The sequence below is a fragment of the Paraburkholderia polaris genome, from assembly GCF_012927345.1.
Taxonomy (GTDB): domain Bacteria; phylum Pseudomonadota; class Gammaproteobacteria; order Burkholderiales; family Burkholderiaceae; genus Paraburkholderia; species Paraburkholderia polaris.
This window is the reverse complement of record NZ_JABBGJ010000002.1, coordinates 1-23,746: the sequence shown is the minus strand read 5'-3', so window position 1 is coordinate 23,746 and position 23,746 is coordinate 1. Positions and strand designations below refer to the sequence as shown.

Below are 23,746 nucleotides of genomic sequence, written 5' to 3'. Positions count from 1 at the left end.
CGGCACATTTGTCTCCCAACCTGCTGTCAGGAGAACTTCGCATGGATGAGATCAGCGGTATCGTTCGCGGATTTATCGAGGAAGTTTTGAACCAGGGGCGTATCGACGCCACCGGTATGTTCTTCTGGGAGGACATGGTAGAACAGGTCCCGTTCCCCGGGCAGGGCCCCGGACTCGAAGGCCTCAAGGACGTTCTGCGGGGCATGCGCGCGGCGTTTCCGGACATGCACTGGCGTATTGAGGAGCAACTTTCTGACTCAGACCGAGTGCTGACCCGTTTCGAATGGACGGGCACGCACAGTGGAGAGTTTCTCGGCGTGCCCGCTACCGGGCGTCCAGTACGCGTCTGGGGTATGGTCATCGACCGCGTTCAGGAAGGCAGGATCAAGGAGAGCCGCATCATCATGGACACGCTCGGGTTGATGGTGCAACTTGGTGTGGCCGGGACGCCGGGCCATTAAAGCGGTCGACGTGCTTGACCCTACTTCGCACTGGTTTACGCCCACGAGCGTATTGTGCCGCGCCACAATGCGACACTGTCCGACAGGATGATGACGCATTGACGCGGTCCGTCCGTTCTCCTTGCGCAGACGCCGATCGAATGTTCGCGTGAATGCGTGTCCATCGTTCGTAGTTCGCCTAGAGTCGCTCGATTCGGTTGACCCACGCAATCACACTGCATCTCTTGCAGTGATCGGCTGCGCCCGACCTTAAGCGACCCTTCGACTCGATGCGAGCGCTATGGCAGCTTCCAAACTGGAACTGCCAGGGGGTTAGTTCAGGCGATGACCTTCTGCTCCCCGGCAGCCTGCTCGCGCATGCGACGGGCTTCGTCGCGCAGGAACTGCTGGTAATCGTCCAGATCGCCGTCGAAGGGCTCGACGCCACCCTTGGTAACGAGCCAGAACTCGTCGCATACCGCGCGCAGCAGCGAGCGGTCGTGACTGACCAGCAGCACTGTGCCTTCGAATTCGTTGAGTGCCATGCCTAGCGCTTCGCGTGTGGCCAGGTCGAGGTGGTTGGTCGGCTCGTCGAGCAGCAGCAGGTTGGGTCGCTGCCACACGATCATGCACAACACGAGCCGCGCCTTTTCGCCGCCGCTCATCGTGCCGACCGCCTGATGGACCATGTCGCCACTGAAGTTGAAGGTGCCGAGGAAGGTGCGAAGCGATTGTTCGGTGCCACTCTGGCCGGGGGCACGCAGGTGCGCCGGCGTGTCCTTGGCAAGGCGGAACATGTGTTCCAGCGGCGTGTCGAGAGGACGCAGCACGTCGAGTTCCTGCTGCGCGAAGTAGCCGATGTTCAGGCCTTTGCCTTCGCTGATTTCGCCGGCAATCGGCGCCAGCTCGTGCGCCACCGTCTTCACCAGCGTGGACTTGCCCTGGCCGTTGGCACCGAGAATGCCGATGCGCTGCCCGGCCAGCACGGATCGGTTGATGCCCCGCACGATGACCGTCGGCGGCGTGTCCGGCGCTGCGTCGGTCGGCGCGGGGTAGCCGAAGCTCGCGTCCAGCATCGACAACAACGGGTTCGGGACGTTGAGCGGCTCCTTGAACTCAAAGGTGAACTCCGCGTCGGCAAGCACCGGTGCGATCTTCTCCATGCGTTCGAGCGCCTTGACCCGGCTCTGCGCCTGCTTCGCCTTCGAGGCCTTGGCCTTGAAACGGTCGATGAATTTCTGCAGGTGGGCGATCTTGTCCGCTTGCCTCGCCATCGCAGCCTGCTGCAACAGCAGTTGCTCGGCGCGCATCTCTTCGAACTTGCTGTAGTTGCCGCCATAACGCACCAGCTTGGCGTTGTCGACGTGCACGGTCACCTGCGTCACCGCGTCGAGGAATTCGCGGTCGTGGCTGATCACGACCATGGTTCCCTCGTAGCGCTTGAGCCACGCTTCCAGCCAGACCAGCGCGTCGAGGTCGAGGTGATTGGTCGGTTCGTCGAGCAACAGCAGGTCGGACGGACACATGAGCGCGCGCGCCAGTTGCAGTCGCATGCGCCAACCGCCGGAGAAACTGTTGACCGGCTGGTCAAGCTGCGCGGCACTGAAGCCCAGGCCCTGGATCAGCGCCTGGGCACGTGCGGGGGCATCGTGTGCACCGGCGTCGTGCAGGGCCATGTAGGCGTGCGCCATGCGCATGCCGTCGTCGCTGGCCTCAGCGGCGGTTACTTCAGCCTGCGCGGCCAGCAGTACGGTGTCACCGTCGATGACGAAGTCGGTCGCACTCTGCTCGGTCTCCGGCATATCCTGCGCGACCTGGCCCATCTTCCAGGCAGCGGGAATCGAGAATTCGCCGCCGTCTTCGTGCAGCGTGCCGTTGAGAAGGGCGAAAAAAGATGACTTGCCGGCGCCATTGCGGCCGACAAGGCCAATCTTTTCGCCGGGGGTGAAGGTGACGGACGCGCGGTCGAGTACGACATTGACGCCGCGGCGCAGTGTGACATTACGGACGGAAATCATAAGGAGCTACTTCGGAGAGGATAGGCATGATAGCCGACCGGACGTAACGGGCTGTTTCTTTTCTGGCCGCACAAGTGAAAAGCCGCTTGCGTTTTGCGGCGCGCACTGGCCACAAAGCGAGGCGGGGACTGGCGCACCGCGCGTTCCGGCTGCGGGGCCAGCGAACAGACGGTGAGTGACGGTTCCTGGCCTGTAGCACGCATAGAGGTCGACGATGCACTCGAGATCTCAGAGCAGACCGAGATCCAGCGCGCCGTAACCGGTCGCACACCAAAGCGGTTCTGTAGGCTCGTGCGGCCGCTATCTCGCCTGATGTCGTGCGAGTACTGCCGGCCAGGTTCAGCCATCCGATGCCGGCGTGTGAGCGTCTGTTGTACTGCCCAAAGCAGCCGGAAGGCAGTCGGCGCCGATCGGCATATCTTCCGAACACACATCAAGCAACCACGCGTGGACAACATCGACCATTGGGGACCGCGACGTCCGACTGGATCGCCAGAGAGATAGGGGCGGAAGTTCGACCGATGGGATCTGATCCAGCACGACAAGCTGCCCGTTCGCGATCTCGCGTCGCGCCCACACGCGTGAAAGCATCGCTATACCCATGTTCAATGATGCAGTATCGAGAAGAATACGAGGATCGTCGCACGTGATGGCCCGCAACGGCTGCACGCCGTTGCGTCGAAGCTCGGGCAACCACGGTGCCCAGTCAGGGTCATTTTCAAGCGTCAGCAATGGCGCCGCCTGAAGCACATCAGGAAATGCAAGCGTGGATAGAGTGCTTGCCGCTTCGACGCCGCAGATTGCTACTGACCAGTCGCGCATCAACGGAGTTGCGTGTACGTCGGGCGATCTCACGCCCTTGCTTGCGACGATCAGATCCACATCGACCCGATCGATCTCGCTTGTCTCATGCTGGGTGACGATCCAGACTTCTAGCGTCGGGTAGTTTGCTCGCAGCTTTGGTAGCGCGGGCGCCAGTACGCCGTGAGCGAAGGAGGGTGGGCTGTATACGATCACCGAATCAGGATTTGCGTACGGCTCGATCCGGTTCCGCACGTCCGACAGCAAGCTCAACATCTGCTCTACGGTCTTGCCGAACAGTTCCCCCGCATCAGTCAACACCACCCCACGGCCCACGCGTCGGAACAACTGCTGCCCGGCCCAGTTCTCGAGCTGCTGAATCTGATGGCTGACCGCTGACTGGGTGATGCAAAGCTCCTGTGCCGCGCGGGAGAAACTCGAGAGTCGCGCGGCCGACTCGAACGCGAGGAGCGTCTGCAATGGAGGTGGTCTGAGCATAGATATCAAAAAACGAGATACTTCCACAAAAACGATTCGTTATTTTTTTGCAGAGCGGGCTCATACCATCGGTTCAGGCATCGACGCTGTTCGCGGCGACTACCACGCGGCGATTTGCGGCGGGTACCCATTGAGCCACTTTCAATCTGTAAGGAAAATAACCATGAATCTCCGTCTGATTCGGAGCGTAATTACGACAGCAGGTATCTGTGCTGCAGGGGTGGCCGCGTTTGTCAGCACATCAGCGTTCGCCGGTGATTCAGAACTTAACGTGTACAACTGGTCGGACTATATTGCGAAGTCGACGATTCCGAACTTCGAGAAGCAGACCGGCATCAAGGTCCGATACGATAGTTATGATAGTGACGACACCCTGCAAGCCAAACTGCTTGCAGGAAGCGCCGGCTACGACATCGTAGTTCCTACGTCCAATTATATGGGCAAGCAGATCCAGGCCGGCATCTACCAGAAGCTGGACAAGGCCAGGATGCCGAATCTTGCCAATCTCGACCACGTCCTGATGAACAAGATCGCGGATGCGGATCCCGGCAACATGTACGGCGTTCCTTGGGCCTACGGGAGCGACGGCGTTGCGTACAACGTGCAGGCGATCAAAAAGGCACTAGGCGACGCCGCACCCGTCGACAGTTGGGCCCTGGTACTCGATCCAGCCAATGTTTCGAAGCTGAAGGGTTGCGGCGTATCGTTCCTTGATCAGGCGAACGACGTGTTCGGCGCGACCCTGCAATACATGGGCAAGGACGTCAACAGCACAAACCCGGGCGACTACGCCGCTGCCTACGAAGTGCTGAAAAAAGTGCGGCCGTACATCACCCAGTTCAATTCCAGCAGCTACATCAATGACCTCGCGAATGGCGACATTTGCGTTGCTCTTGCCTGGTCCGGCGACGGCGGCATGGCGCGCCGGCGTGCTGCTGAGGCCAAACGCTCGTTCGAGGTCCGGTTCTCGAATGTCAAGGAGGGCGGCATTCTGTGGTTCGACGTTATGGGCGTACCCAAGGACGCGCCACACCCGGAAGCGGCGATGCAGTGGATCAATTACATCGAAGATCCGAAGGTGAATGCGGAGATTACGAACGAGGTTTTCTATCCGACAGCCAATCGTGCGGCCCGCCAGTACGTCACGCCAGCCATGATTCAGGACGCAACGGTGTATCCGTCTGACGAAGTCCTGAACCGGATGACGCTCGCCAAACCCCTGCCGGCTGACATTGTCCGCCTTGAAAACCGCCTCTGGTCGAAGTTGAAGGCCGGCACCTAAGCGCCTTACACGCTCGATCAACGATCCCGGCAACCCCAGGTTCCGCGCGATTCTAAACCGCGCGGCAGCCCGGCAAGTCACGAATACTTCCTACCTGATACGACTACTATGAATGACGTCATCTACGGCGACGGGGCGATCCGCCGCCCGTCTCTTCACGGCACTTCGGTTGAAAACACTTTTGCAGGGGTGCTGTCCTTCATGCGCCGACGCTACACGCGCGAACTCGAAGGCGTTGACGTCGCAATTTCCGGCATACCGCTGGATCTCGCGACGTCGTTCCGGCCTGGCGCGCGTTTCGGTCCGGCCGCAGTGCGAGCGGCGAGTGTGCAACTGTCGGAGATCAATCCCTATCCGTGGGGCGTCGACCTGTTCGACACCCTTGCCTGTATCGATTACGGCGACTGCTGGTTTGACGCACACAATCCAGCGACCATCAAGGAATCAATCGTTCAGCACGCCCGGACGATCCTTGGGGCAGGTGCGAAAATGCTGACCTTTGGCGGCGACCACTACGTCACCTACCCACTATTGATCGCGCACGCGGAAAAGTTCGGCAAGCCGCTCTCGCTCATCCACTTCGATGCGCACACCGACACCTGGGAAGACGATACGCCCGACAGCCTCAATCATGGGACGATGTTTTTCAAGGCAGTCAAGGAAGGCCTGATCGATCCGGCGACATCCGTTCAGATCGGCATTCGAACCAGCAATGAAGACACGCTTGGAATCAATATCATCGACGCGCCGTGGGTTCATGAGCACGGTCCGCGCGCCGTGATCGAGCGAATCAAATCGATCGTCTCCGATCGACCTGTCTACTTGACTTTCGATGTTGATTGCCTGGACCCGGCGACCGCACCGGGAACCGGAACGCCCGTCCCCGGTGGTCTGTCATCAGCTCAGGCACTGGCCATTTTGCGAGGACTGAAGCCGATCAATCTGGTCGGAGCCGACGTCGTCGAAGTGGCGCCGGCCTATGACCAGAGCGAGATTACTGCGCTGGCGGCAGCGCATCTGGCGTCCGACATACTTTTCTTGTGGGTATGACGTTGTAGCTACGGTGCCGGTGGTCACGATTTGCTGTCGGACAAAACGTCCAATGGAAATCATTGTGAGCGACCATCGGCAACCACGAACGAGATGTCAATTGATTCTTGCGAAATAGATTTGCTCAACGTGATAGCTGGACGGCCGAAATAGGCTGAACTGCGGCCGTTCGTGAGCATCGAGGTGAAGGGCTGTTGAGGGTCGACTTCGGCCGGTGCAACCCCGCACTTTCAGATTACCCCCAATGACAACGCCCGGGAATCCCGGGCGTTTGACCTTCAGCAGCTGCTGCATTTTTTCACTATCTATGTCAGCAGTTTTTCACTTACCTCGCACAGTTGTCGGATGACACCATTAGTGAAAAACGGGTCATTGAATTTAAACCGATTTTTCCGGAAGGGTCAAAACTGGCAGCCGCTCACATCTGTCGCCGAGCCCATCGTTCGTCAAGATGGGTTCGCAGGCCGCTTCCGCTCAACTCGCCACAAGGGCCCCGAGGCGGCCTTCGACCGGTTGCACCCGGAGGAGCCCGGACGCCTAGAAAGTCGGTGGTCCGCAACGAGGTTGCTCCGCGGCCGGCTGTCCTTTTGGAGGACAACCCGGTGGGCGATGCGGGTCGAGATAAATATTGACGGGGGACCAGAACTGGTCGGTATCGGTGTTCTGGTGAAACGTGGTTAGGATACCAAATGAATTACCCCCGCCGTCCCAATTCCTTGTGCAAGAGATCTTAAGCGGGTTGCTTTTATCCGTCAACCAGACATAAGCGCTGCCTTGCGGTTGACCAGAGATGAACGTTGCATATCCGTCCGGGACTGCAAATATTGTCAGTCTGGCTTTTATCGTTCCGCCTTCGTACTTCTGATTTTCCACCGCTGTAAAGTTACCGCGGTACGAAGGAGCCGGGTCTTCCCTGTAAACAACGGTCCAACTGCCGCCCCCGCCGTTTATCGACGTGTCGGTTACGGCCATTCCGCATAAAGTGAATCCGCTGGGCGGTTTAATGACGTCTTCCAGCGTTACCCCTGACAACTGGCCCGGGTCGTTAAGAATGATGCCAATTGCCTCGCTCACCGCATTCACATGACCAGAATCGACATGAACATCCGCCTGCCAGATTCTCGCAGAAATAAGTAGTGTTCCGTCAGGCAGGGTCGCTTGTGCCTGCGTGTAGACAGGAAGCGCGAACACAGCGGCGACAATGCCGCCAGACGACCATTGCGCCACAGTTTTCATTCCGCGCCCCTTTTAATGATCAAGCTGCGTATTGACCGCTATCTGCCGCAGTGGCGACTGCTGCAGTGCCGCTACTTTTTCTGGCCGCCATTCGCGCCATCGGCCAAGGCGGCGGACACCACAATCGTGGGTGCTGAGGCTGCAGTCTCGACGGTCACCGTGACGTGACGGTCGCCAAGCTTCGGCGAGAAAGGCCGAACCGGCACAGACACCGTATGCGCCGGTACCGACAGGTCGATGTCCCCTTGCAACTGTGGCACGAAAGGAGTAAGCGCGATGGCTAGCGGCGCAGCACCAGCGACGGCGGGACAGTTACGGATCAGTTGGGGCGTCTTAAGCAGAAGCGCTGTCGGTGCGGGGGTCATTTGCGCTTTCAAGGGTGTCTTGTCGACTGTGAAATCGATATGCAGGCCATCCTGATCGTTGACGACTGCCGCTTGGGTCGAAATATTGAGGACCGGTTGATGCAAGGTGGCCGTTAGCGTCGGCGCCTTTGTGCTCCATGGGTTGGGACACAGTATCAGTCCGGCATTTCGTGGGTCATAGTTCAACGTCACTTCGGCGTAGGCGGTGCCGGTGACGTCCACCGCCATCTGGATCTGGTCCAGCGAGGGGGATACCAGCATGCTGTTCAGGCAAATCTTCGCATCTGATGTATGGACGTTGGCGACACCACTTAGAATGGCGAACGGCCCCGTTTTATTCAGATTGGCCAACGCGGTCTGATCCTGCCGGCACGCCAGTGCTTTGCTAGCTGCCAGACCCATGCAGGCGCTCACCTTGGCAGCCTGCTGTGTCAGACATACGCCTTGGTTTGTTAGTGCTTGCGCGTCATAGATTTGCTGCTGAGCGTGCTGCTGCGCCTGGCACGGGAGGTTCGGTCCGTACTTCAGGCAACCCCCGGGCACCGGAGCAATGCAGACATTGCCGCAACCAGGAGCATGCTTAGCGGTAAAAGGGCAACTACCGGCCGGACAGTTCGGCACGATGTTGCAGTTAAGACCCGCGCCGCTTGGTGTCTGGAGCTTCACCGAGAAGTTCTGCTGGGGTATGGCGCCTGTGGCGGAAATGCAGGCGCCCGCCTGGGCGAACACCGCGTTAGTGGCAACCGCGATGACGTCTTTCCTGATTGCAACCCAGGTATGCGACTGGGCGTCACGCACCTCGAGCATCTGGCCCACAATGTCTGAAACCCGCTTCTGGATGCCATCTTGACTGTTGTCGACGGCAACAGCTTGCGGAGGACTGGTGATCGCGACCGGGGACACCTGCGCGATAACTGTGAGCTGCTTTGAAGTCACGAGCGATGCAATGCCGTCGAGACGCAATGGGGCCGTTATCGGGTTGGCCGATACCGAGACCTTGAGGTTGGGGTCGTTGACCTTCAACGGCCCGGAGATGTTCAGCGGCTTGTTCGATAGCGCAGGCACGGTCACGGTCGTTAAGGCTGCCCGCGTGAGTTCTCCCGCAATATTCTCCTTGAACTGGTTCAGCACTGACGCGACGGCCTTTCCGGCAAGCGTGACATCGTACTTGTCCGCCAGTTCGATTTTCGATACGACGACCGTGGAGAGCAGAGGAAGAAGTTTCAGCTCGAGCGTGGGTTGTTCCGGGTCAGCGGTGACGCCGCCTGTGATGCCCACATAAGCTACGACCTCGCCGACGACGTGAGGCTTGAGTTTGTCGAGCGTGCTGGCGAGCTCCGTGTCTTTCCCAGCATCGGCCTTACCAAATGTCCGGTCGAACTTGGCATCTGCTTTCACGAGCTGCTGGTCGCCTTCTAGGCTTAGCTCGGTGACGCCCAACTTGCCCACTCTGTCCAGCAATACCGCGCCTGCATCGGCAAACGTGACGGCCACCGCAATGTTCGGCACGGGTAATTTGGTTAGCGCATTGACGTTGGTATCCACGGCAGTCTGCCGCTGCTGTGATACATCCAGAGGCGGGAAGGCCGCGTTGACCGTCTTCGTCAACGAGGGCCCGCACCCTTGAAGGGCCAGCAACATTACGATGACAGCAGGACGACAGAACATAGCCACTCTCCGCCAATTATCTGTTCCTCAAGCCAGCCTTGGATCGCATGGTACGAGCTTTCGAAAAGCATAGTTGCTCGCTGGCGCTTTTGGAAAAATTCTGCGCGTTAGTCGACCCATGTCTGTCGACAAACCGCTAGGGAAGGCCTGCTAGGCGGACCTTTCGTCACTCCGAGCAGAAAGCCCTAACTGGCTAATCGTCGCAATACGACGACTCGACCTATTCAGGACACTGTCCCTTCAACGAATCGTCGAGGAAACATCATGAACATCATCACTTGGATGGGTGGCACAAAGCGGCCGGCGTGTGCCACGGAACATGAAATAACAGCGGCGCACTGCCGCAGAAAGTGAAAAAAAACCAACGTGTTTGCATCGACGCGCTTGGAGTCGACAGCCGGTCGCACCTCTGCGACCACGTGAAGCCACTCAGTCACAGGCAAGGACCGGCCAATGGACTAAACCGCTCGCGCGGTATGCACTCCGGTCGAACGCGGTGGTTCTTCATATGAAACCCGCCCGGTTTCCTATGTTGAGCAATGAGGCACTCCGCCTCGTTGCTCAACAGGAGCCCAGCCATGACTACCCCCAGCCAGGGCATCAGTCCGCTACGCCAGCGCACGATGGACGACATGCGCATGCGCCGCCTCGCGCCAGCCACGCAAGCCAACTATCTTCGTGTGGTTCGAGAGTTCACCGTCTTTCTCGGTCGCTCGCCTGACACCGCCACCGTCGAGGACTTGCGGCGCTATCAGCTACATCTGGTTGACCGCGGTGTGTCGCCGATTTCCCTGAACGCGGCGATCACCGGATTGAAGTTCTTCTTTGCCACCACGCTCGGTCAAGGGGAGTTGATGGCGAAGATGCGTCCGATTTATCTTCCGCGGACCTTGCCCGTCATACTCAGCCGCGACGAAGTGGGTCGGCTGATCGCGGCGGCCAGTAACCTCAAGCATCAGACTGCGCTCGCAGTAGCCTATGGCACAGGACTACGTGCCAGCAAGGTGGTGGCCCTGAAGGTCGGAGACATCGACAGCCAGCGCATGACGCTGCGCGTTGAACAGGGTAAAGGTCAGAAGGACCGCTACGCGATGCTGTCCCCGGTGCTGCTTGAGCGCCTGCGGGTCTGGTGGCGAGTGGCCCGGGCCCAGGGCAAGATGCTCGACGGCGGCTGGCTGTTTCCCGGGCTCAACCCGATTGAATCGCTCAGCACCCGTCAACTCAATCGGGTGGTCCATGCGGCCGCCGAGGCCGCTGGAATCGACAAGCGTGTATCCATGCACACCTTGCGCCATAGCTTTGCCACCCATCTACTGGAACAGAAGGTCGATATCCGCGTGATTCAGGTCATGCTTGGGCACAAGAAACTCGAGACCACAGCGCTTTATGCCCAGGTCGCCACCGATATTCTGCGTGAGGTGGTCAGCCCTCTCGATGGTCTGGATCCTGCGTAGATAGCCGTCGTGGCGCATTGCGCGCTCGAGGTAGCCGACGTCTTTCGCTCTCTTGGTCCAGCGTGGCGCCAATCCGCCCACCTGAACCTCGGGCAACTGAAGGTGATGTCAGCAATCGAACAGTGCCGCAGCGCGGCGCTGGGAGGGCACGTGCTGCGTTGCCAGGGATGCGCCAGGATCGAGATCGCCTACAACTCGTGCCGCAACAGACATTGTCCGAGGTGTCAGGCTACCGCTGCGCGCCGGTGGCTCGAAGCGCGTGAGGCCGATCTGCTGCCCGTCGAGTACTACCACGTAGTCTTTACGCTGCCGGCTGCGATCAGTGCGATTGCGTACTACAACAAGGCCGTCATCTACGGGCTGCTGTTCGATATCGCGGCCGAGACATTGCGCACGATCGCCGCCGATCCGAAGCATCTCGGGGCACAGATCGGTGCCACTCTCGTGTTGCATACCTGGGGCTCCGCGCTCACGCATCATCCCCACGTGCATGGCATCGTTCCCGGTGGTGGGCTGGCGCCGGACCGAAGCAGGTGGGTAGCGTGCAAGCCAGGCTTCTTCCTTCCGGTGCGCGTGCTCTCGCGCCTGTTCCGGCGACGCTTCCTCGAGGAGCTGGAAGCGATCTATCGCCGCGGCCAGTTGCACTTCTTCGGCGAATACGCCGAGCTCAACGATATGGCAGCCTTTGCCGGGTGGCTTGCGCCAATGCGTACATGTGAGTGGGTGGTATACGCCAAACGCCCGTTTGCAGGGCCCAAAGCAGTGCTCGCCTATCTGTCACGCTATACCCACCGGGTGGCGATCTCCAACCAACGCCTGGTCGCGCTCGACGAACATGGCGTCACCTTCCGCTGGAAGGACTACCGCGTAGACGGACGCACACGCAACAAGACCATGACGCTCCAGGCAGATGAGTTCGTGCGCCGGTTCCTGCTGCACGTGCTGCCTGGCGGCTTCCACCGCATCCGCCACTACGGTCTGCTCGCGAACCCATCGCGGCGCGAGAATCTCGCGACGATACGCGAGTTGCTGGACGTCGTGCCTAACAGTGTCGGCCTCAGTGCCAACGTCGTATCCACCGTGGAAATACCGCCAACCTTCGTTTGCCGGCACTGCGGTTCGCCAATGATCATCATCGACATACTCCAACGCAGCAGACCTATCCGGGCGCCGCCTGTCGAGTGGGTCCACGCATGAACACCATCGTGTCAGGATGCACAATTCGACTGTCGGCTCTTCGGCAACGAGAGCCAATAGCAGACGCCTGTGCCTATCGTTCCAAACAGGCAGTCTGGCGCTGGCCGAGTCGGCGCGATGACAACCCACCGCTGTGCCGTCGCCGCGATCATGCCTGTCTAGCCTCAGATTTACCCACGTTCATAGCCACCATGCCCTCAACGGGATTGAACAAATCACCATAGCGGTGAAACGTTCAGACCATGTCGGAGCACTCCGCGGTTTCCTCCCTTGGGGCTTGTAGGACGCCTGCCCGCTGGCGTCTGGGCGAGTTGACGTGTCGAAGGATGAGGGCAGGCGTCCTACAACCCTAAACACTTGCGGTCCTTCCATTGGCCGCCCAAGCGAACGCTCAGACGTCGGATCTCCGCTGAACTACGGACGGTTACAGATTGGACACTTTGTGGCGCGCGACATCACCTTTGACCCCCGAGCCCCTCCAAGCCAGCCAGTTGTGCTTCAGGCACACTGCATGCTGCCCTTGTCTGTCCATGCGAAAGCAGCCATGCAAAACATTCCATTTTCTGAACCGCCTGTACTTTTCAGAAAACGACACATTCCGCTGAACGGAAATTCTGCACGCGTCCTTGTAGTTGACGATAGCCGGGCGAACGCCGAGGCATTGGCGGCATCCCTGGCGACTGATGGACTGGAGACGCGGTTTGCTTTGTGCGGAGTTGATGCACTTAAGATGCTGGATTCCTGGCAGCCACACGTGTTCGTTCTCGACATCAGCATGCCGGAACATAATGGTTTCGCAGTAGCACGTGTGCTGCGGGGTATGCCGGTCTGCCGCAATGCGGGCATCATAGCGTTTACGGCGTTGGGGAAAGCTGAGTTTGCCGCGACCGGTCCAGTCGTTGACTTTGACGGCTATTGCCAGAAAGGAGGTTCCCACACGCCGCTTTTGAAGATGATCAATGGGATGCTTTTATAGCCGCCTCGTCGAAGCTGAGCCCGCAGGATCAAGCGGTCGCATTCGGAATGCGTAATCAACAGTACGGTAAGCAAACCAGCTCGCACCGGGTGAATCTGCACAGCGGGAGCGATAGCAAAAGCGTCACGGAAATGTACGGCTCGGGTAACCGTCAGGCAGGCAGTGTCGAACTAACGGGGGCTCATCCGCGCGAGTGGACTGCCTGCGAATGGGTCGTTCGTCCAGTCTGCGCCTGTCTGCGAGGGCGGCCTGATAACTGACCCCGACGATCGCTCGAAGTGCCCGATGGATTGCCCGGCACTAATGGCCTGCTTCAGCCATTGAGGCATAGCCCCTTCGCCGCTCCAGCTATCGCCATTCGCGCTGCGGTAGCGGTCAGATTCCGGTACGGCCGCGAGTGCTGTGGCAAGATCGTCCGGGCTGATGCCGAAGTCCTCCATGCGGTGCCGGAGATAGGCAATCATGCTGTCTCGCTTGCGTTCGTCCATGAACCTCTTTCCTTTTCAATCGTGTCCGATGCTTGTCTTGACGACAAGCGGCGAAGCTCGCCGGGTAAGTCCGCGCTTCGCAATTTTTTGCGGTGCCAACTAGTCGTCGGGACCCAGGATGACGTCGATTGACGCCTGACCGGCGATCTCCGCGACGAAGTAAGCCCAACGGCGCGAAAACGGTCCGCCGCGAACCTTGATACGCAGGCCCAGCGCCGCTACTCCCGGGGTGGGCGTCGGTCCCTGTATGCGAAACCACGTGTCAAACATGTCTTCGGAAGTCGGCACCAGGTCAACATCAATCTCAAACCCGCGATAGTTCACCGTTCTCTGCATACTGCTCCTTCACATTCCACAATACCGCTCAGTCTGCTGCTTCACAGGCTCTGCACCGCACCCACGTACCTCTTCGTCGCGTCTTTCAGTTGCTGTGCCGCGGCCTGCACAGGCGTTGGCAACTCGCTCAGCGCAAGTTGGGTGACAACACCATCCAGCCGCCGGCGAAGCTCTATCACGAGATCCATGACACTGGCGTCGCCGACACGGCGACGATTGCTCTGCCTGGAACCTACCAGCGAGCAATCGACAAGACGGTCAATCTTGCGAAAGTAGGCTTGGGCTGCCAGACGGTGCCTTGCATGGAGCGATGCGATGTTCGACTTTGAAAGGCAATCTCTCACGACATCGACATTCATGCCGAAATGAATCTGCAAAGCGTCCGAGGCATCCGCCCGGTGAAAACATGCCACCTGGTCGAACAGCGTCTCGCCATCTCCATCGATCAGATCAATCCAGACCTCACCGTCTTCGAGAGCGTGTCCCGAGGGATGGATCACCCGTTCGTCCTCATTGGCGGCAGCGAGCATCCGGTGGCCGTCGACATCATCAACCGGCATTTCGAAAATCTCGACCAGTTCCCCGCTTACCGCGACCTGCATGACCAATAACGCCATATCTGCTCCTAGTGATGCGATTGACGGGAATAGCGTTGTGTCGATCAGGCGACCGGATCCCGTGATCCGATTGAGTGAGGTTCTGGCGGCCGCAAGCCTGAGCAGCCTTGAGGCGCTTCATTGCGACGTTGTGTGAGCACTGTGATTGTCGCAGATGTGACAGGCATGACGTGCTGTCACGCATCATGCGGTGGGCGTCCTGCACGCCCCTCTCCGCCGGCACCTTGGCGAGGCGCCAAGCGGTGTCGCCGCAATGAAATCAGCTCATGCGGGCGGAGGTCCTATTGCGGCGTATCGTTGCGATCTGACGGGGTCTGCACCCATGGCTCGTCGATCCTCGACGCCGTCCATCTTGCCGCCACTACGCAAGTGATATTGCCGACTATCCGCGACTGTCGACCCAGTCGCGCGCCCAGGTCGTAGCGTGTCCCAGGGCCTGCGTTTCATTATCGAAATAGTCGAGCGCGTGGAACTTGTAGGAAACCGGATCAGCATCAAGGGCATCACCCCTGACGAGCAGAAGGTTGGCGGCAAACCAGCCGTCCGGCAACCGATGTGCAGAAGGGGAGACTGAATAACCGTTGTAGTGGTGAAGATGTTTATTATTTTGCATAAGCAATAACCGAGCGACACCGGTACGACTTCTATATCGTACAGGCGAAATAAATTGAAAATGAAGCGAGACGGATCGTGTCGAAAAGACAAATGACGCGCACGGTGAAACGCGGCGATCAGATCGGGAGCGCGCGGCTCCGCGAGGATACTAGTCAGGCAGACATGCAAAGGGCCGGTAGACCGGCCCTTGAAATACGTTACTGCGGCGAGATATTTGCGGCCTGCATACCCTTCGGGCCGCGCTTTGTCTCGTAGCTCACCTTCTGGTTTTCCGCGAGCGTCTTGAAACCGTCGCCGCGAACTTCCGAGAAGTGAGCGAAGAGATCGTCGCCGCCAGCGTCAGGAGTGATGAAGCCAAAGCCTTTGCTATCGTTGAACCACTTAACAGTACCGGTATCCATGAGAATTCCTTGAGATAAAAATAACAGCTCCGTTGCGGAGCGATAAAAACTTCAAGGAAGAGGAGAGGATAACGAGTACCGCGCAGAAAGAGGCGGAAAATGGTGATCAGCAATCGGGCTTCTTGAATATTTCGAGGGCCACAATACCTTGGCAAGCCGGGACTGTCAACGCATATCGTAAAGCGGGCGCGCTATCGAGCAACGCGTCGATGAGTTGATCATTACCGGAAATTCTATTTCGGTGCGAGCAATGCCCTGCGGGCGTCCGGCCGTTGGCGCAAGTCCATCGGCCGGGACCTGACAAGTTAGCGGCCGTCCATAGTGAAATGCAATGAATGACCGTAACGGGACCCGGTTCGGTCGCTCGTTGGTGTCCATCGATCAGTGCGCCCGACCGTGGCAGGAAGCGCCGGTCCAGGCACACGTGGCGGAGCTGATTCAATCGCGTTTCCACCCTAAATCCGAGTGAACACCGAGAGCGAGCGAAGTATGCCGTGCCCCATAATGGAGCGATGACAGCCGCCGGAGCATCCGGGCATGAACCTCCATCGTCTCGATCTCGTCTCACTCTCGCTTTTCGCGCTCATTGTTCGAAGCGGCAGCATCAGCAAGGGCGCCGAACTCGCGCATCTCGCGATCGGCGCCGCGAGCAAGCGAATAGCGGATCTCGAATCCACAATCGGCGCCGAGCTATTCGAACGCCACTCCCGAGGCATTACGCTCACTGCGGCGGGAGAGGCGCTCAAGCTTCACGCGCAGCGTATTCTGACCGACGTCGACCTGATGACAGCCGATATGTCGGACTACGCGGCCGGCGTCGTGGGCGTCGTTCGACTGTGGGCCAATACATCGGCGGTTACGCAGTTCCTGCCGTCGGACATCGCGGCGTTCAATTTCACCAATCCGGATATCCGCATTGAGCTGGAAGAGCAGGATAGCGAACAAGTCGCCCTGGCGGTGGTGGACGGCGCTGCCGATTTCGGCATCATGGCCGACCAGATGCCGACGTTCGGTCTTCAGACCATGCCCTATCGCCAGGACCATCTGGTCCTTGTCGTGCCCGGCGGCCATCCGCTGACACGGCGCGAGTCGGTCTCGTTCGTCGACGCGCTGGAGTTCGACTTCGTCAGCCTGTCGCGCAACACCTCGCTCGCCAAACGCCTTCAGGCCGCCACCGCTTTTTCGGGCGGACAACTGAAACTGCGCATTCAGGTCCGCAGCTTCGATGCGATGTGCCTGATGGTTGCAGCCGGGCTCGGCATCGCCGTGCTGCCCGACGCAGCGGTACGCCCGCACCTGAAGTCGATGGACTTGCACAAGATCGATCTGGCGGAAGACTGGGCTCACCGTGAACTGCTCATCTGCGCTCGCGACCTGAACGCGCTGAGGAAACCCGCGCGGCTGCTCGTCGACCATCTGACCCACGCGGCGCCGGAGGCAACCCAAGCCCCGGCCCCGGCCCCGGCCCGCTGACGCTCGGCGCGCTTTCGCGTTCCACGAAAGCTGGGTTCCACACTCTTGCATTCCGCCCGGGGAATCGCGCGAGGAGAATGAGTCTCCATAGACATCAGCCTTGCCAGCCATGACTGGCAGGCCAAGCAAGCATTCTTTCATATGAATGGATGGAGACAGCCTCATGCAGCCCGCGAGTACGCCCCGTACGTTGTTCGACAAGCTGTGGCAAAGCCACGTCGTGTCGGAAACACCTGATGGCCCGACGCTCCTGTATGTCGACCGTCAGCTCGTCTATGAGGTCACCAGCCCGCAAGCGTTCGAGTCGATGCGCCTGTCCGGCCGCACCCCGTGGCGGCCCGACACAGTGCTCGCGGTGGCCGATCACAATGTGCCCACGCTGGCGGCTGAGCGTACGAGCATCGATGCGATCGCGGACCCGCTTTCACGGATCCAGGTCGCGCAACTCGACAAGAACTGCAACGAATTTGGCATCCGGTCTTACGGCATTCGTGACGCGAGACAGGGCATCATCCACGTCGTGGGCCCTGAACAGGGGGCGACGTTGCCAGGCATGACGGTCGTGGCTGGCGATTCGCACACGAGTACGCACGGTGCATTCGCGGCGCTCGCGTTCGGCGTCGGCACCTCGGAAGTGGAACACGTGCTCGCAACGCAGTGCCTGCTGGTCGAGCGGATGAAGTCGATGCGCGTCAACGTCGAGGGCGCACTGCCGCGTGGCGTGACAGCCAAGGACCTCGTGCTCGCGATCATCGGCCAGATCGGCACCGCCGGCGGCACCGGCTATGCGATGGAGTTCGCGGGCAATACGATCCGGGCACTGTCGATGGAAGGCCGCATGACGCTCTGCAACATGGCGATCGAAGCGGGCGCGAGAGTCGGGCTGATCGGCGTCGACGACGTCACGATCGATTACGTGAAGGGACGTCCCTTCGCACCGGGCGAAGCGCACTGGGACGCCGCGGTGGCCTACTGGCGCACGCTCGTCAGCGACGAGGAGGCGCGCTTCGACAAAACGGTCGACATCGATGCCACCCGTTTGCGGCCGATGGTCACCTGGGGCACGTCGCCCGAAATGGTGGTCTCGATCGACGCCGCCGTACCGAACCCCTCGGATGAACCCGACCTCGTGCGCCGCGCCGGCATGACACGCGCGCTGACGTACATGGGCCTCGAGCCCGGCACACCGCTCGAGCGCATCGCGCTCGACAAGATCTTCATCGGCTCGTGCACGAACGCACGCATTGAAGACCTGCGGGTAGCCGCAGCCGTCGTGAAAGGCAGGCACGTTGCGCCGACCATCCAGCTCGCGCTGGTGGTGCCGGGCTCGGGACTCGTCAAGGCGCAGGCCGAAGCCGAAGGTCTCGACACCATCTTCAAGGCGGCGGGCTTCGAATGGCGCGAGCCGGGCTGCTCGATGTGTCTCGGCATGAACGACGACCGGCTACGCCCGGGCGAACGCTGCGCGTCGACCTCCAACCGGAACTTCGAAGGCCGCCAGGGCCCCGGCGGCCGCAGCCACCTCGTCAGTCCCGCGACGGCCGCAGCCGCTGCCATCGCAGGTCACTTCGTCGACATTTCCCGTGGAGACCTCTGATGCAACCCTTCACCCGACTGGAGGCGCTCGTGGCGCCGCTCGACCGCGCGAACGTCGACACCGACGCGATCATCCCCAAGCAGTTCATGAAATCGGTGAAGCGCACCGGCTTCGGCGCCAACCTCTTCGATGAATGGCGCTATCTGGACCACGGCGAGCCCGGGCAGGACATCTCGAGCCGCCAGCCCAATCCGGACTTCCCACTCAACCAGCTACGCTTCGCGGGCGCCCAGATTCTGCTTACACGCGACAACTTCGGCTGCAGGTCGAGCCGCGAGCATGCGGTGTGGGCCTTGTCGGACTTCGGTATTCGCGCGCTGATCGCGCCGAGCTTCGCGGACATCTTCTATGGCAACTGCTTCAAGAATGGCCTGCTGCCGATCAGGCTCGACGAACGCATTGTCCAGGATCTGTTCGACCTCGTCGCCCGCCCGTCCGGTTTGCGACTCGATATTGATCTGGAGGCGCAAAACATCCGGCCCGCCGGCGGCGACGCGATCCCATTCGGGATCGAACCGGAACGCAAGCGCCGCCTGCTCGAAGGGTTGGACGACGTCGCGCTGACGCTCGGCCACGCCGACCGTATCCGCGAGTACGAGCGCGTTCGCCGCGCTCGGGAGCCCTGGCTCTTCAGTTAAGTAAGGCAACACGTCTTTGGACACCGACCGCACGCTCAGGAGTTTTCATGATGAACGGCCAACCTTCCTTTCCGAGTTCACCCGCCGCGCTTAAAGGCGTGCGCGTGATCGAAATGGGTCAACTGATTGCCGGCCCGTTCGCCGGCAAGACGCTCGGCGAATTCGGCGCCGAGGTCATCAAGATCGAGCCGCCGGGCGCTGGCGATCCACTGCGCAACTGGCGCCTGATGAAGGATGGCACGTCCGTCTGGTGGCAAGTGCAGTCGCGCAACAAGCGCTCAATAGCACTCGATCTGCGCAGTACCGAAGGCCAGAACATCGCGCGCCAGCTGATCGCCGAGGCGGACGTCCTGATCGAGAACTTCCGGCCGGGCACGCTCGAAGGCTGGGGAATGGGCTACGAGCAACTGGCCGAGCTGAATCCCCGGCTCATCATGCTGCGTATCTCGGGGTACGGCCAAACCGGACCCTACCGTGATTTGCCGGGATTCGGCTCGATCGGCGAGGCGGTCGGCGGCTTGCGTCATCTGACCGGGGAGCCTGGCCGCGTGCCCGTGCGCTGCGGCATCTCGATCGGCGATACGCTCGCCGCACTGCATGGCGTGATCGGCGTGCTGACCGCGCTCTATCACCGCGACGCAAACGGCGGCAAAGGTCAGGTCATCGACGTGGCGCTTCACGAAGCGGTCTTCAACGTGATGGAGAGCCTGATTCCCGAGTACAGCGCATTCGGGGCGGTCCGCGAAGCCGCCGGCAGCGCCCTGCCCGGCATCGCACCGTCCAATGCGTATCGATGTGCCGACGGCTATGTGCTCATCGCAGGCAACGGCGACAGCATCTTCAAGCGCCTGATGACGGCGATCGGCCGCACCGATCTGGCGGACGCCCCCACGCTCGCGAACAACGCCGGGCGGGTCGCGCGCGTTGACGAACTGGACCAGGCCATCGAAGCGTGGACCGCGCCACGTTCGACCGAAGACGTGCTGGTCACGCTGACCGAGGCGCGGGTACCCGTGGGCAAGATCTATACAGCCCGCGATATCGCCGAGGATGCGCACTACCGCGCACGCGACATGATCTTGCGGCAGACCACGCGCGACGGCTATGACGTCGACGTGCCGGGCATCGTGCCCAAACTGATGGGCACGCCGGGTTCCGTGCGCTCGTCGGCGCCGAAGCTCGGTGATGACACCGATGACATCTTGCGTGAGATCGGGCTCTCCGACAGCCGGATTGCCGAGTTGCGTGACAAAGGAGCAATCGCATGAACATCTGGAACGGAGAACATCGGCGCATTTACATGCAAGAAGTCGGCACGCGCGACGGTTTCCAGTCGGAAGGCACGTTCGTCGAAACGCGCGACAAGATTGCGCTGGTCGACGCGCTCTCTGAAACGGGCATGGCGAAAATCGAGGTGACGGCTTTCGTGTCGCCGCGAGCGATTCCCGCGTTACGCGACGCCGAGATCGTCATGCGTGAAATCGCGCGCAAGCCGGGCGTCGCCTATACGGCACTCGTGCCGAACATGCGGGGCGCCGAACGCGCGATCGAGGCGCGCGCCGACGAGCTGAATCTCGTGATGTCCGCGACCGAGAGCCACAACCTGTCCAATCTGAGGATGACGCGCGAGCAGTCGTTCAATGGACTCAAGCAGGTTGCCGCTATTGCACGCGATGCCGGACTCACGGTCAACATCTCGCTATCGTGTGCATTCGGCTGCCCGATGGAGGGCGACGTACCGACAGATACTGTGATCGAGTGGACGCGACGCTTCATCGAGGAGGCCGGCGCGCGCGGCGTCACGTTATGCGACACGACCGGCATGGCCTATCCGCAGCAGGTCGCCGCGCTGACGGCACGATGCGTCGAGCGCTGGCCTCAAACCGAGTTCACGCTGCACTTCCATAACACACGCGGCATGGGCCTGGCCAATGTGCTCGCCGCGATCGATGCGGGCGCTGACCGCTTTGACGCGTCGCTGGGTGGCATCGGTGGTTGTCCTTATGCGCCGGGCGCCAGCGGCAACGTATGCAGCGAGGAGATCGTGCACGCGCTCGAGCTGATGGGCTATGACACAGGCGTCGATCTGCGCGCGCTGATCGCCGCATCGAAGCGCTTGCCTGCGCTGATCGGCCACGATACGCCAAGCCAGATTGTGAAGGCGGGGCGACGGCTCGACCTGCATCCGCTGCCGGCCGACTTTGCCGCGATCCGCGAGCGAGCCATGCAGCGTGACGCTTCCGCGCAATCGCAGGCCTGACATTCTTTACTTTGCTGATTTAACCGGGCCTTGCTCGCAGACGATCTAAGAAAGCGTCCAGGCAACGGCCCTCAGGAGACACCATCATGCAAGACACCCACATCGCGCAGCCGCCGAAAACACACTGGTACGACGGGCTGACGAGCGCGCACTGGCGCGTGCTGCGAGGCGCCTTCCTCGGCTGGATCTTCGACGGTTTCGAGGCGCTCGCGCTCGTCGTCGTCCTCGCACCGATGCTCAAATCGGTGCTGACGCCGACCCAGGCTCTCTCGACGCCCGTCTATGCGGGCGGCGTGATCGGTATCACCTTGCTCGGCTGGGGCGCGGGCGGTATGGTCGGCGGCATTCTCGCCGACTACGTCGGGCGCAAACGCATGATGCTGTGGTCAGTATTCCTCTACGCGCTGTTCTCCGGGCTGACCGCTTTTTCCAACACCTTTACCGTGCTGTGCCTGTTGCGATTTCTCACCGGGCTTGCAATGGGTAGCGAATGGAGCACAGGCGTCGCGCTGGTGTCGGAGACCTGGCCGGAACATGCCCGCGCCAAGGGCGCCGGCTTCCTGCAGTCCGGTTTTGGCTGGGGCACGCTGCTCGCCGCCGTGGTGTGGTACGGGCTTGCTTCCGTGCAACCGTTGGGTGGAGAAACGTGGCGTCTGATGTTCATCGCCGGTGCCCTGCCCGCGTTCTTCGTGCTCTATCTTCGCCGCGGGCTGAGCGAATCGGAAAAGTGGAAACAGGCCGTGAAGGAACAGCGCTGGAACGCTACCTCCGACGGCGCCGTCCGGCACGTCGCGCGATCTGGCAAGCAGAACAGCCGCCCATTTACGCTCAAGCAGTTGTTCACGGAGCGCGAAGCGTTTCGCCGCACGCTGCTGACGACGGTGCTGTCGATTGTCGCGACGACCGGCTGGTGGGCGATCTCGAGCTGGCTGCCAACCTATACGGTTGCGCTCGCGAAAGCGACGGGCGTGGCCGATGCGGTCGCGTGGGGCTCGCGGATTTCGATCCTCTATACGGTCGGAGCGATCGTCGCCTATCTCGCATCAGGTTTCATCGTCGACTCGATCGGCCGACGCACCTTCCTGTGCGCGACCTTCGTCGGCTCGCTGATCACGACGATCGTCACCTATCACTACACCGCGACGCTGAGCGGCATGGTCATCATTGCGCCGATCAACGGGTTTTTCACGCTGGGATGCGGGTACGCGTGGATGGCGATCTATCCGTGCGAGCTGTTCACGTCGACGGTGCGCTCGACGGCGATCAGCTTCGTTTTCAACGCTGCACGCCTGATCGCATGGGTTTTCCCGATCATCTCCGGTTCGATGATCAAGGCATTCGGCGGCGTTTCACATGCCGCGCTGATCATGAGCTCGTGCTACCTGCTGGGCATCGTCATTCCGTGGTTTCTTCCCGAAACGCGCGGCAAGGGAATGCCGGAATGACTGGCCGGTGTTCGTTTGACATGCAGATCGAGGAGGGTGTGATGCAAATCTGGGCGACTGACGGATACCGACCCGGTTAGACTGGCACACTGTTCTGTCGAGCGTGCAGGCCACCAAGTCATGCCGCCGGCGGAACGTCCATTGACGGCGTCGATCAGTGTCCGACGCTGGCCACTTGAATGAGGGCAGGCATCGAATAACCCTTAACGAGAGCACGCATTCACGGACACTGAGACACGACATTCGCGGCCATCGGCGTGCGAACGGCAGGAAAGCGACATGCAGCCGCGTCACCGACGTCGTCACCTCAATGGCGGCTTCGGCCGATGAACCGTCTGTCACTTCGCTTCTGTGAACGGCCGGTCGTCGGCCATTGCTGACGTTCAGGCGACGACGAGCGTACGGCAGCAACAGGTCGCACTCCTGTCATTCGTGCGCCGGTGGTTTCCGATGTCAGGTCTCAATGTCAGCGAACGCGTGCTCCCGACCCGGAAGAGACCACGGCGATTCCCCAAAACAGCCATTCGCAGGGATTATGCTGGAGGAACCCGAGCATGCCTTTTAAGTACGGCGGCGTAGCTTGCGCTGCTGTAGCGACACCATCCGTTCGATAATTTCTTCCGGCAGTTTGCGTTCCCGCGCGATCGCTACGCTGTCGCGACCTACCGAATCTGGAATCGACGGGTCTGCCCCGGCGTCGATCAACAAGGCCAACGTAGCGAGCCGCTGGAGCCTCGCCGCATAGAAAATGGGTGTCTCGCCATGCGCCCTGAGATTCAGTTCCGGTTTGGACTGCAACAGTGCACGACATACATCGTCGTCGTCGCGCCAGACTGCCGCCCAAAGCGAATAGCTGGCGTTGGCGCCACGCTGCAAAAGAAACTCGACCAA

At 60.6% G+C, this 23,746-nt stretch carries 22 protein-coding genes; 12 read left to right on the top strand and 10 right to left on the bottom strand.

The window, feature by feature from the left end:
- The first annotated feature begins 41 nt into the window (after positions 1-41).
- On the top strand, positions 42-461 hold the full coding sequence (locus tag HHL24_RS01425) for an ester cyclase (RefSeq protein WP_169483614.1): 420 nt from the start codon (positions 42-44) through the stop codon (positions 459-461).
- A 317-nt stretch (positions 462-778) separates the two neighbouring features.
- Here HHL24_RS01425 and HHL24_RS01420 read toward each other — a convergent pair whose 3' ends face one another.
- Both HHL24_RS01420 and HHL24_RS01415 read right to left on the bottom strand, forming a co-directional pair.
- Complete coding sequence (locus HHL24_RS01420) at positions 779-2,458, bottom strand: ABC-F family ATP-binding cassette domain-containing protein (RefSeq protein ID WP_169483613.1); 1,680 nt, start codon at positions 2,456-2,458, stop codon at positions 779-781.
- Between the two features lie 339 nt (positions 2,459-2,797).
- The gene (locus HHL24_RS01415) at positions 2,798-3,784 is read right to left on the bottom strand and encodes a LysR family transcriptional regulator (RefSeq protein WP_169483612.1); all 987 of its coding nucleotides are present in this window, start codon (positions 3,782-3,784) and stop codon (positions 2,798-2,800) included.
- Between the two features lie 136 nt (positions 3,785-3,920).
- Here HHL24_RS01415 and HHL24_RS01410 point away from each other — a divergent pair, with 136 nt between their 5' ends.
- A complete protein-coding gene (locus HHL24_RS01410) occupies positions 3,921-5,039 on the top strand; it encodes a polyamine ABC transporter substrate-binding protein (protein WP_169483611.1) in 1,119 nt (372 codons plus the stop codon).
- A gap of 108 nt (positions 5,040-5,147) precedes the next feature.
- Positions 5,148-6,089: an agmatinase gene (gene speB / locus HHL24_RS01405; protein ID WP_169483610.1), complete on the top strand. Its 942-nt coding sequence runs from the start codon at positions 5,148-5,150 to the stop codon at positions 6,087-6,089.
- Positions 6,090-6,626: 537 nt separating this feature from the next.
- On the opposite strand, the gene HHL24_RS01400 is transcribed toward speB, so the two are convergent.
- Together HHL24_RS01400 and HHL24_RS01395 are read right to left on the bottom strand one after the other, a co-directional pair.
- Positions 6,627-7,325, bottom strand: coding sequence for a hypothetical protein (locus HHL24_RS01400; protein ID WP_169483609.1), 699 nt, complete (start codon positions 7,323-7,325; stop codon positions 6,627-6,629).
- A 71-nt stretch (positions 7,326-7,396) separates the two neighbouring features.
- Positions 7,397-9,235, bottom strand: a complete 1,839-nt coding sequence (locus HHL24_RS01395; RefSeq protein ID WP_206002669.1) for a hypothetical protein — start codon at positions 9,233-9,235, stop codon at positions 7,397-7,399.
- 701 nt (positions 9,236-9,936) lie between these two features.
- Here HHL24_RS01395 and HHL24_RS01390 point away from each other — a divergent pair.
- From HHL24_RS01390 to HHL24_RS01380, 3 genes are all read left to right on the top strand, one after another.
- Complete coding sequence (locus HHL24_RS01390) at positions 9,937-10,812, top strand: tyrosine-type recombinase/integrase (RefSeq protein WP_169483607.1); 876 nt, start codon at positions 9,937-9,939, stop codon at positions 10,810-10,812.
- Between the two features lie 9 nt (positions 10,813-10,821).
- The gene (locus tag HHL24_RS01385; protein WP_169483606.1) at positions 10,822-12,009 is read left to right on the top strand and encodes an IS91 family transposase; all 1,188 of its coding nucleotides are present in this window, start codon (positions 10,822-10,824) and stop codon (positions 12,007-12,009) included.
- Between the two features lie 511 nt (positions 12,010-12,520).
- On the top strand, positions 12,521-12,985 hold the full coding sequence (locus tag HHL24_RS01380) for a response regulator (protein WP_230417296.1): 465 nt from the start codon (positions 12,521-12,523) through the stop codon (positions 12,983-12,985).
- A 170-nt stretch (positions 12,986-13,155) separates the two neighbouring features.
- Here the strand turns inward: HHL24_RS01380 and HHL24_RS01375 are convergent, their stop codons facing one another.
- From HHL24_RS01375 to HHL24_RS01355, 5 genes are all read right to left on the bottom strand, one after another.
- The gene (locus tag HHL24_RS01375; protein ID WP_169483605.1) at positions 13,156-13,473 is read right to left on the bottom strand and encodes an H-NS histone family protein; all 318 of its coding nucleotides are present in this window, start codon (positions 13,471-13,473) and stop codon (positions 13,156-13,158) included.
- 99 nt (positions 13,474-13,572) lie between these two features.
- On the bottom strand, positions 13,573-13,809 hold the full coding sequence (locus HHL24_RS01370) for a hypothetical protein (RefSeq protein ID WP_169483604.1): 237 nt from the start codon (positions 13,807-13,809) through the stop codon (positions 13,573-13,575).
- A gap of 41 nt (positions 13,810-13,850) precedes the next feature.
- Positions 13,851-14,426: a hypothetical protein gene (locus tag HHL24_RS01365; protein WP_169483603.1), complete on the bottom strand. Its 576-nt coding sequence runs from the start codon at positions 14,424-14,426 to the stop codon at positions 13,851-13,853.
- A 382-nt stretch (positions 14,427-14,808) separates the two neighbouring features.
- The gene (locus tag HHL24_RS01360) at positions 14,809-15,039 is read right to left on the bottom strand and encodes a hypothetical protein (protein WP_169483602.1); all 231 of its coding nucleotides are present in this window, start codon (positions 15,037-15,039) and stop codon (positions 14,809-14,811) included.
- Between the two features lie 199 nt (positions 15,040-15,238).
- Positions 15,239-15,442, bottom strand: coding sequence for a cold-shock protein (locus HHL24_RS01355; RefSeq protein ID WP_025527573.1), 204 nt, complete (start codon positions 15,440-15,442; stop codon positions 15,239-15,241).
- A gap of 537 nt (positions 15,443-15,979) precedes the next feature.
- Between HHL24_RS01355 and HHL24_RS01350 the strand changes: the two genes are divergently transcribed.
- The 6 genes from HHL24_RS01350 (at position 15,980) to HHL24_RS01325 (ending at position 22,855) form a co-directional block, all read left to right on the top strand.
- The gene (locus HHL24_RS01350; protein WP_169483601.1) at positions 15,980-16,915 is read left to right on the top strand and encodes a LysR substrate-binding domain-containing protein; all 936 of its coding nucleotides are present in this window, start codon (positions 15,980-15,982) and stop codon (positions 16,913-16,915) included.
- A 163-nt stretch (positions 16,916-17,078) separates the two neighbouring features.
- Positions 17,079-18,512 carry a 3-isopropylmalate dehydratase large subunit gene (gene leuC / locus HHL24_RS01345; protein WP_169483600.1) on the top strand — a complete coding sequence of 478 codons (1,434 nt, stop codon included), beginning with the start codon at positions 17,079-17,081 and terminating at the stop codon, positions 18,510-18,512.
- A complete protein-coding gene (leuD, locus tag HHL24_RS01340) occupies positions 18,512-19,150 on the top strand; it encodes a 3-isopropylmalate dehydratase small subunit (RefSeq protein WP_169483599.1) in 639 nt (212 codons plus the stop codon). The genes leuC and leuD overlap by 1 nt, the downstream gene beginning before the upstream one ends.
- 50 nt (positions 19,151-19,200) lie before the next feature.
- On the top strand, positions 19,201-20,418 hold the full coding sequence (locus HHL24_RS01335) for a CaiB/BaiF CoA transferase family protein (protein WP_169483820.1): 1,218 nt from the start codon (positions 19,201-19,203) through the stop codon (positions 20,416-20,418).
- Positions 20,415-21,410, top strand: coding sequence for a hydroxymethylglutaryl-CoA lyase (locus HHL24_RS01330; protein ID WP_169483598.1), 996 nt, complete (start codon positions 20,415-20,417; stop codon positions 21,408-21,410). The genes HHL24_RS01335 and HHL24_RS01330 overlap by 4 nt, the downstream gene beginning before the upstream one ends.
- Before the next feature lie 86 nt (positions 21,411-21,496).
- Positions 21,497-22,855: an MFS transporter gene (locus tag HHL24_RS01325; protein ID WP_169483597.1), complete on the top strand. Its 1,359-nt coding sequence runs from the start codon at positions 21,497-21,499 to the stop codon at positions 22,853-22,855.
- 561 nt (positions 22,856-23,416) lie between these two features.
- Here the strand turns inward: HHL24_RS01325 and HHL24_RS01320 are convergent.
- Positions 23,417-23,746, bottom strand: a 330-nt coding sequence (locus tag HHL24_RS01320; protein ID WP_169483596.1) for an ankyrin repeat domain-containing protein, incomplete at its 5' end; no start/stop codon positions are given.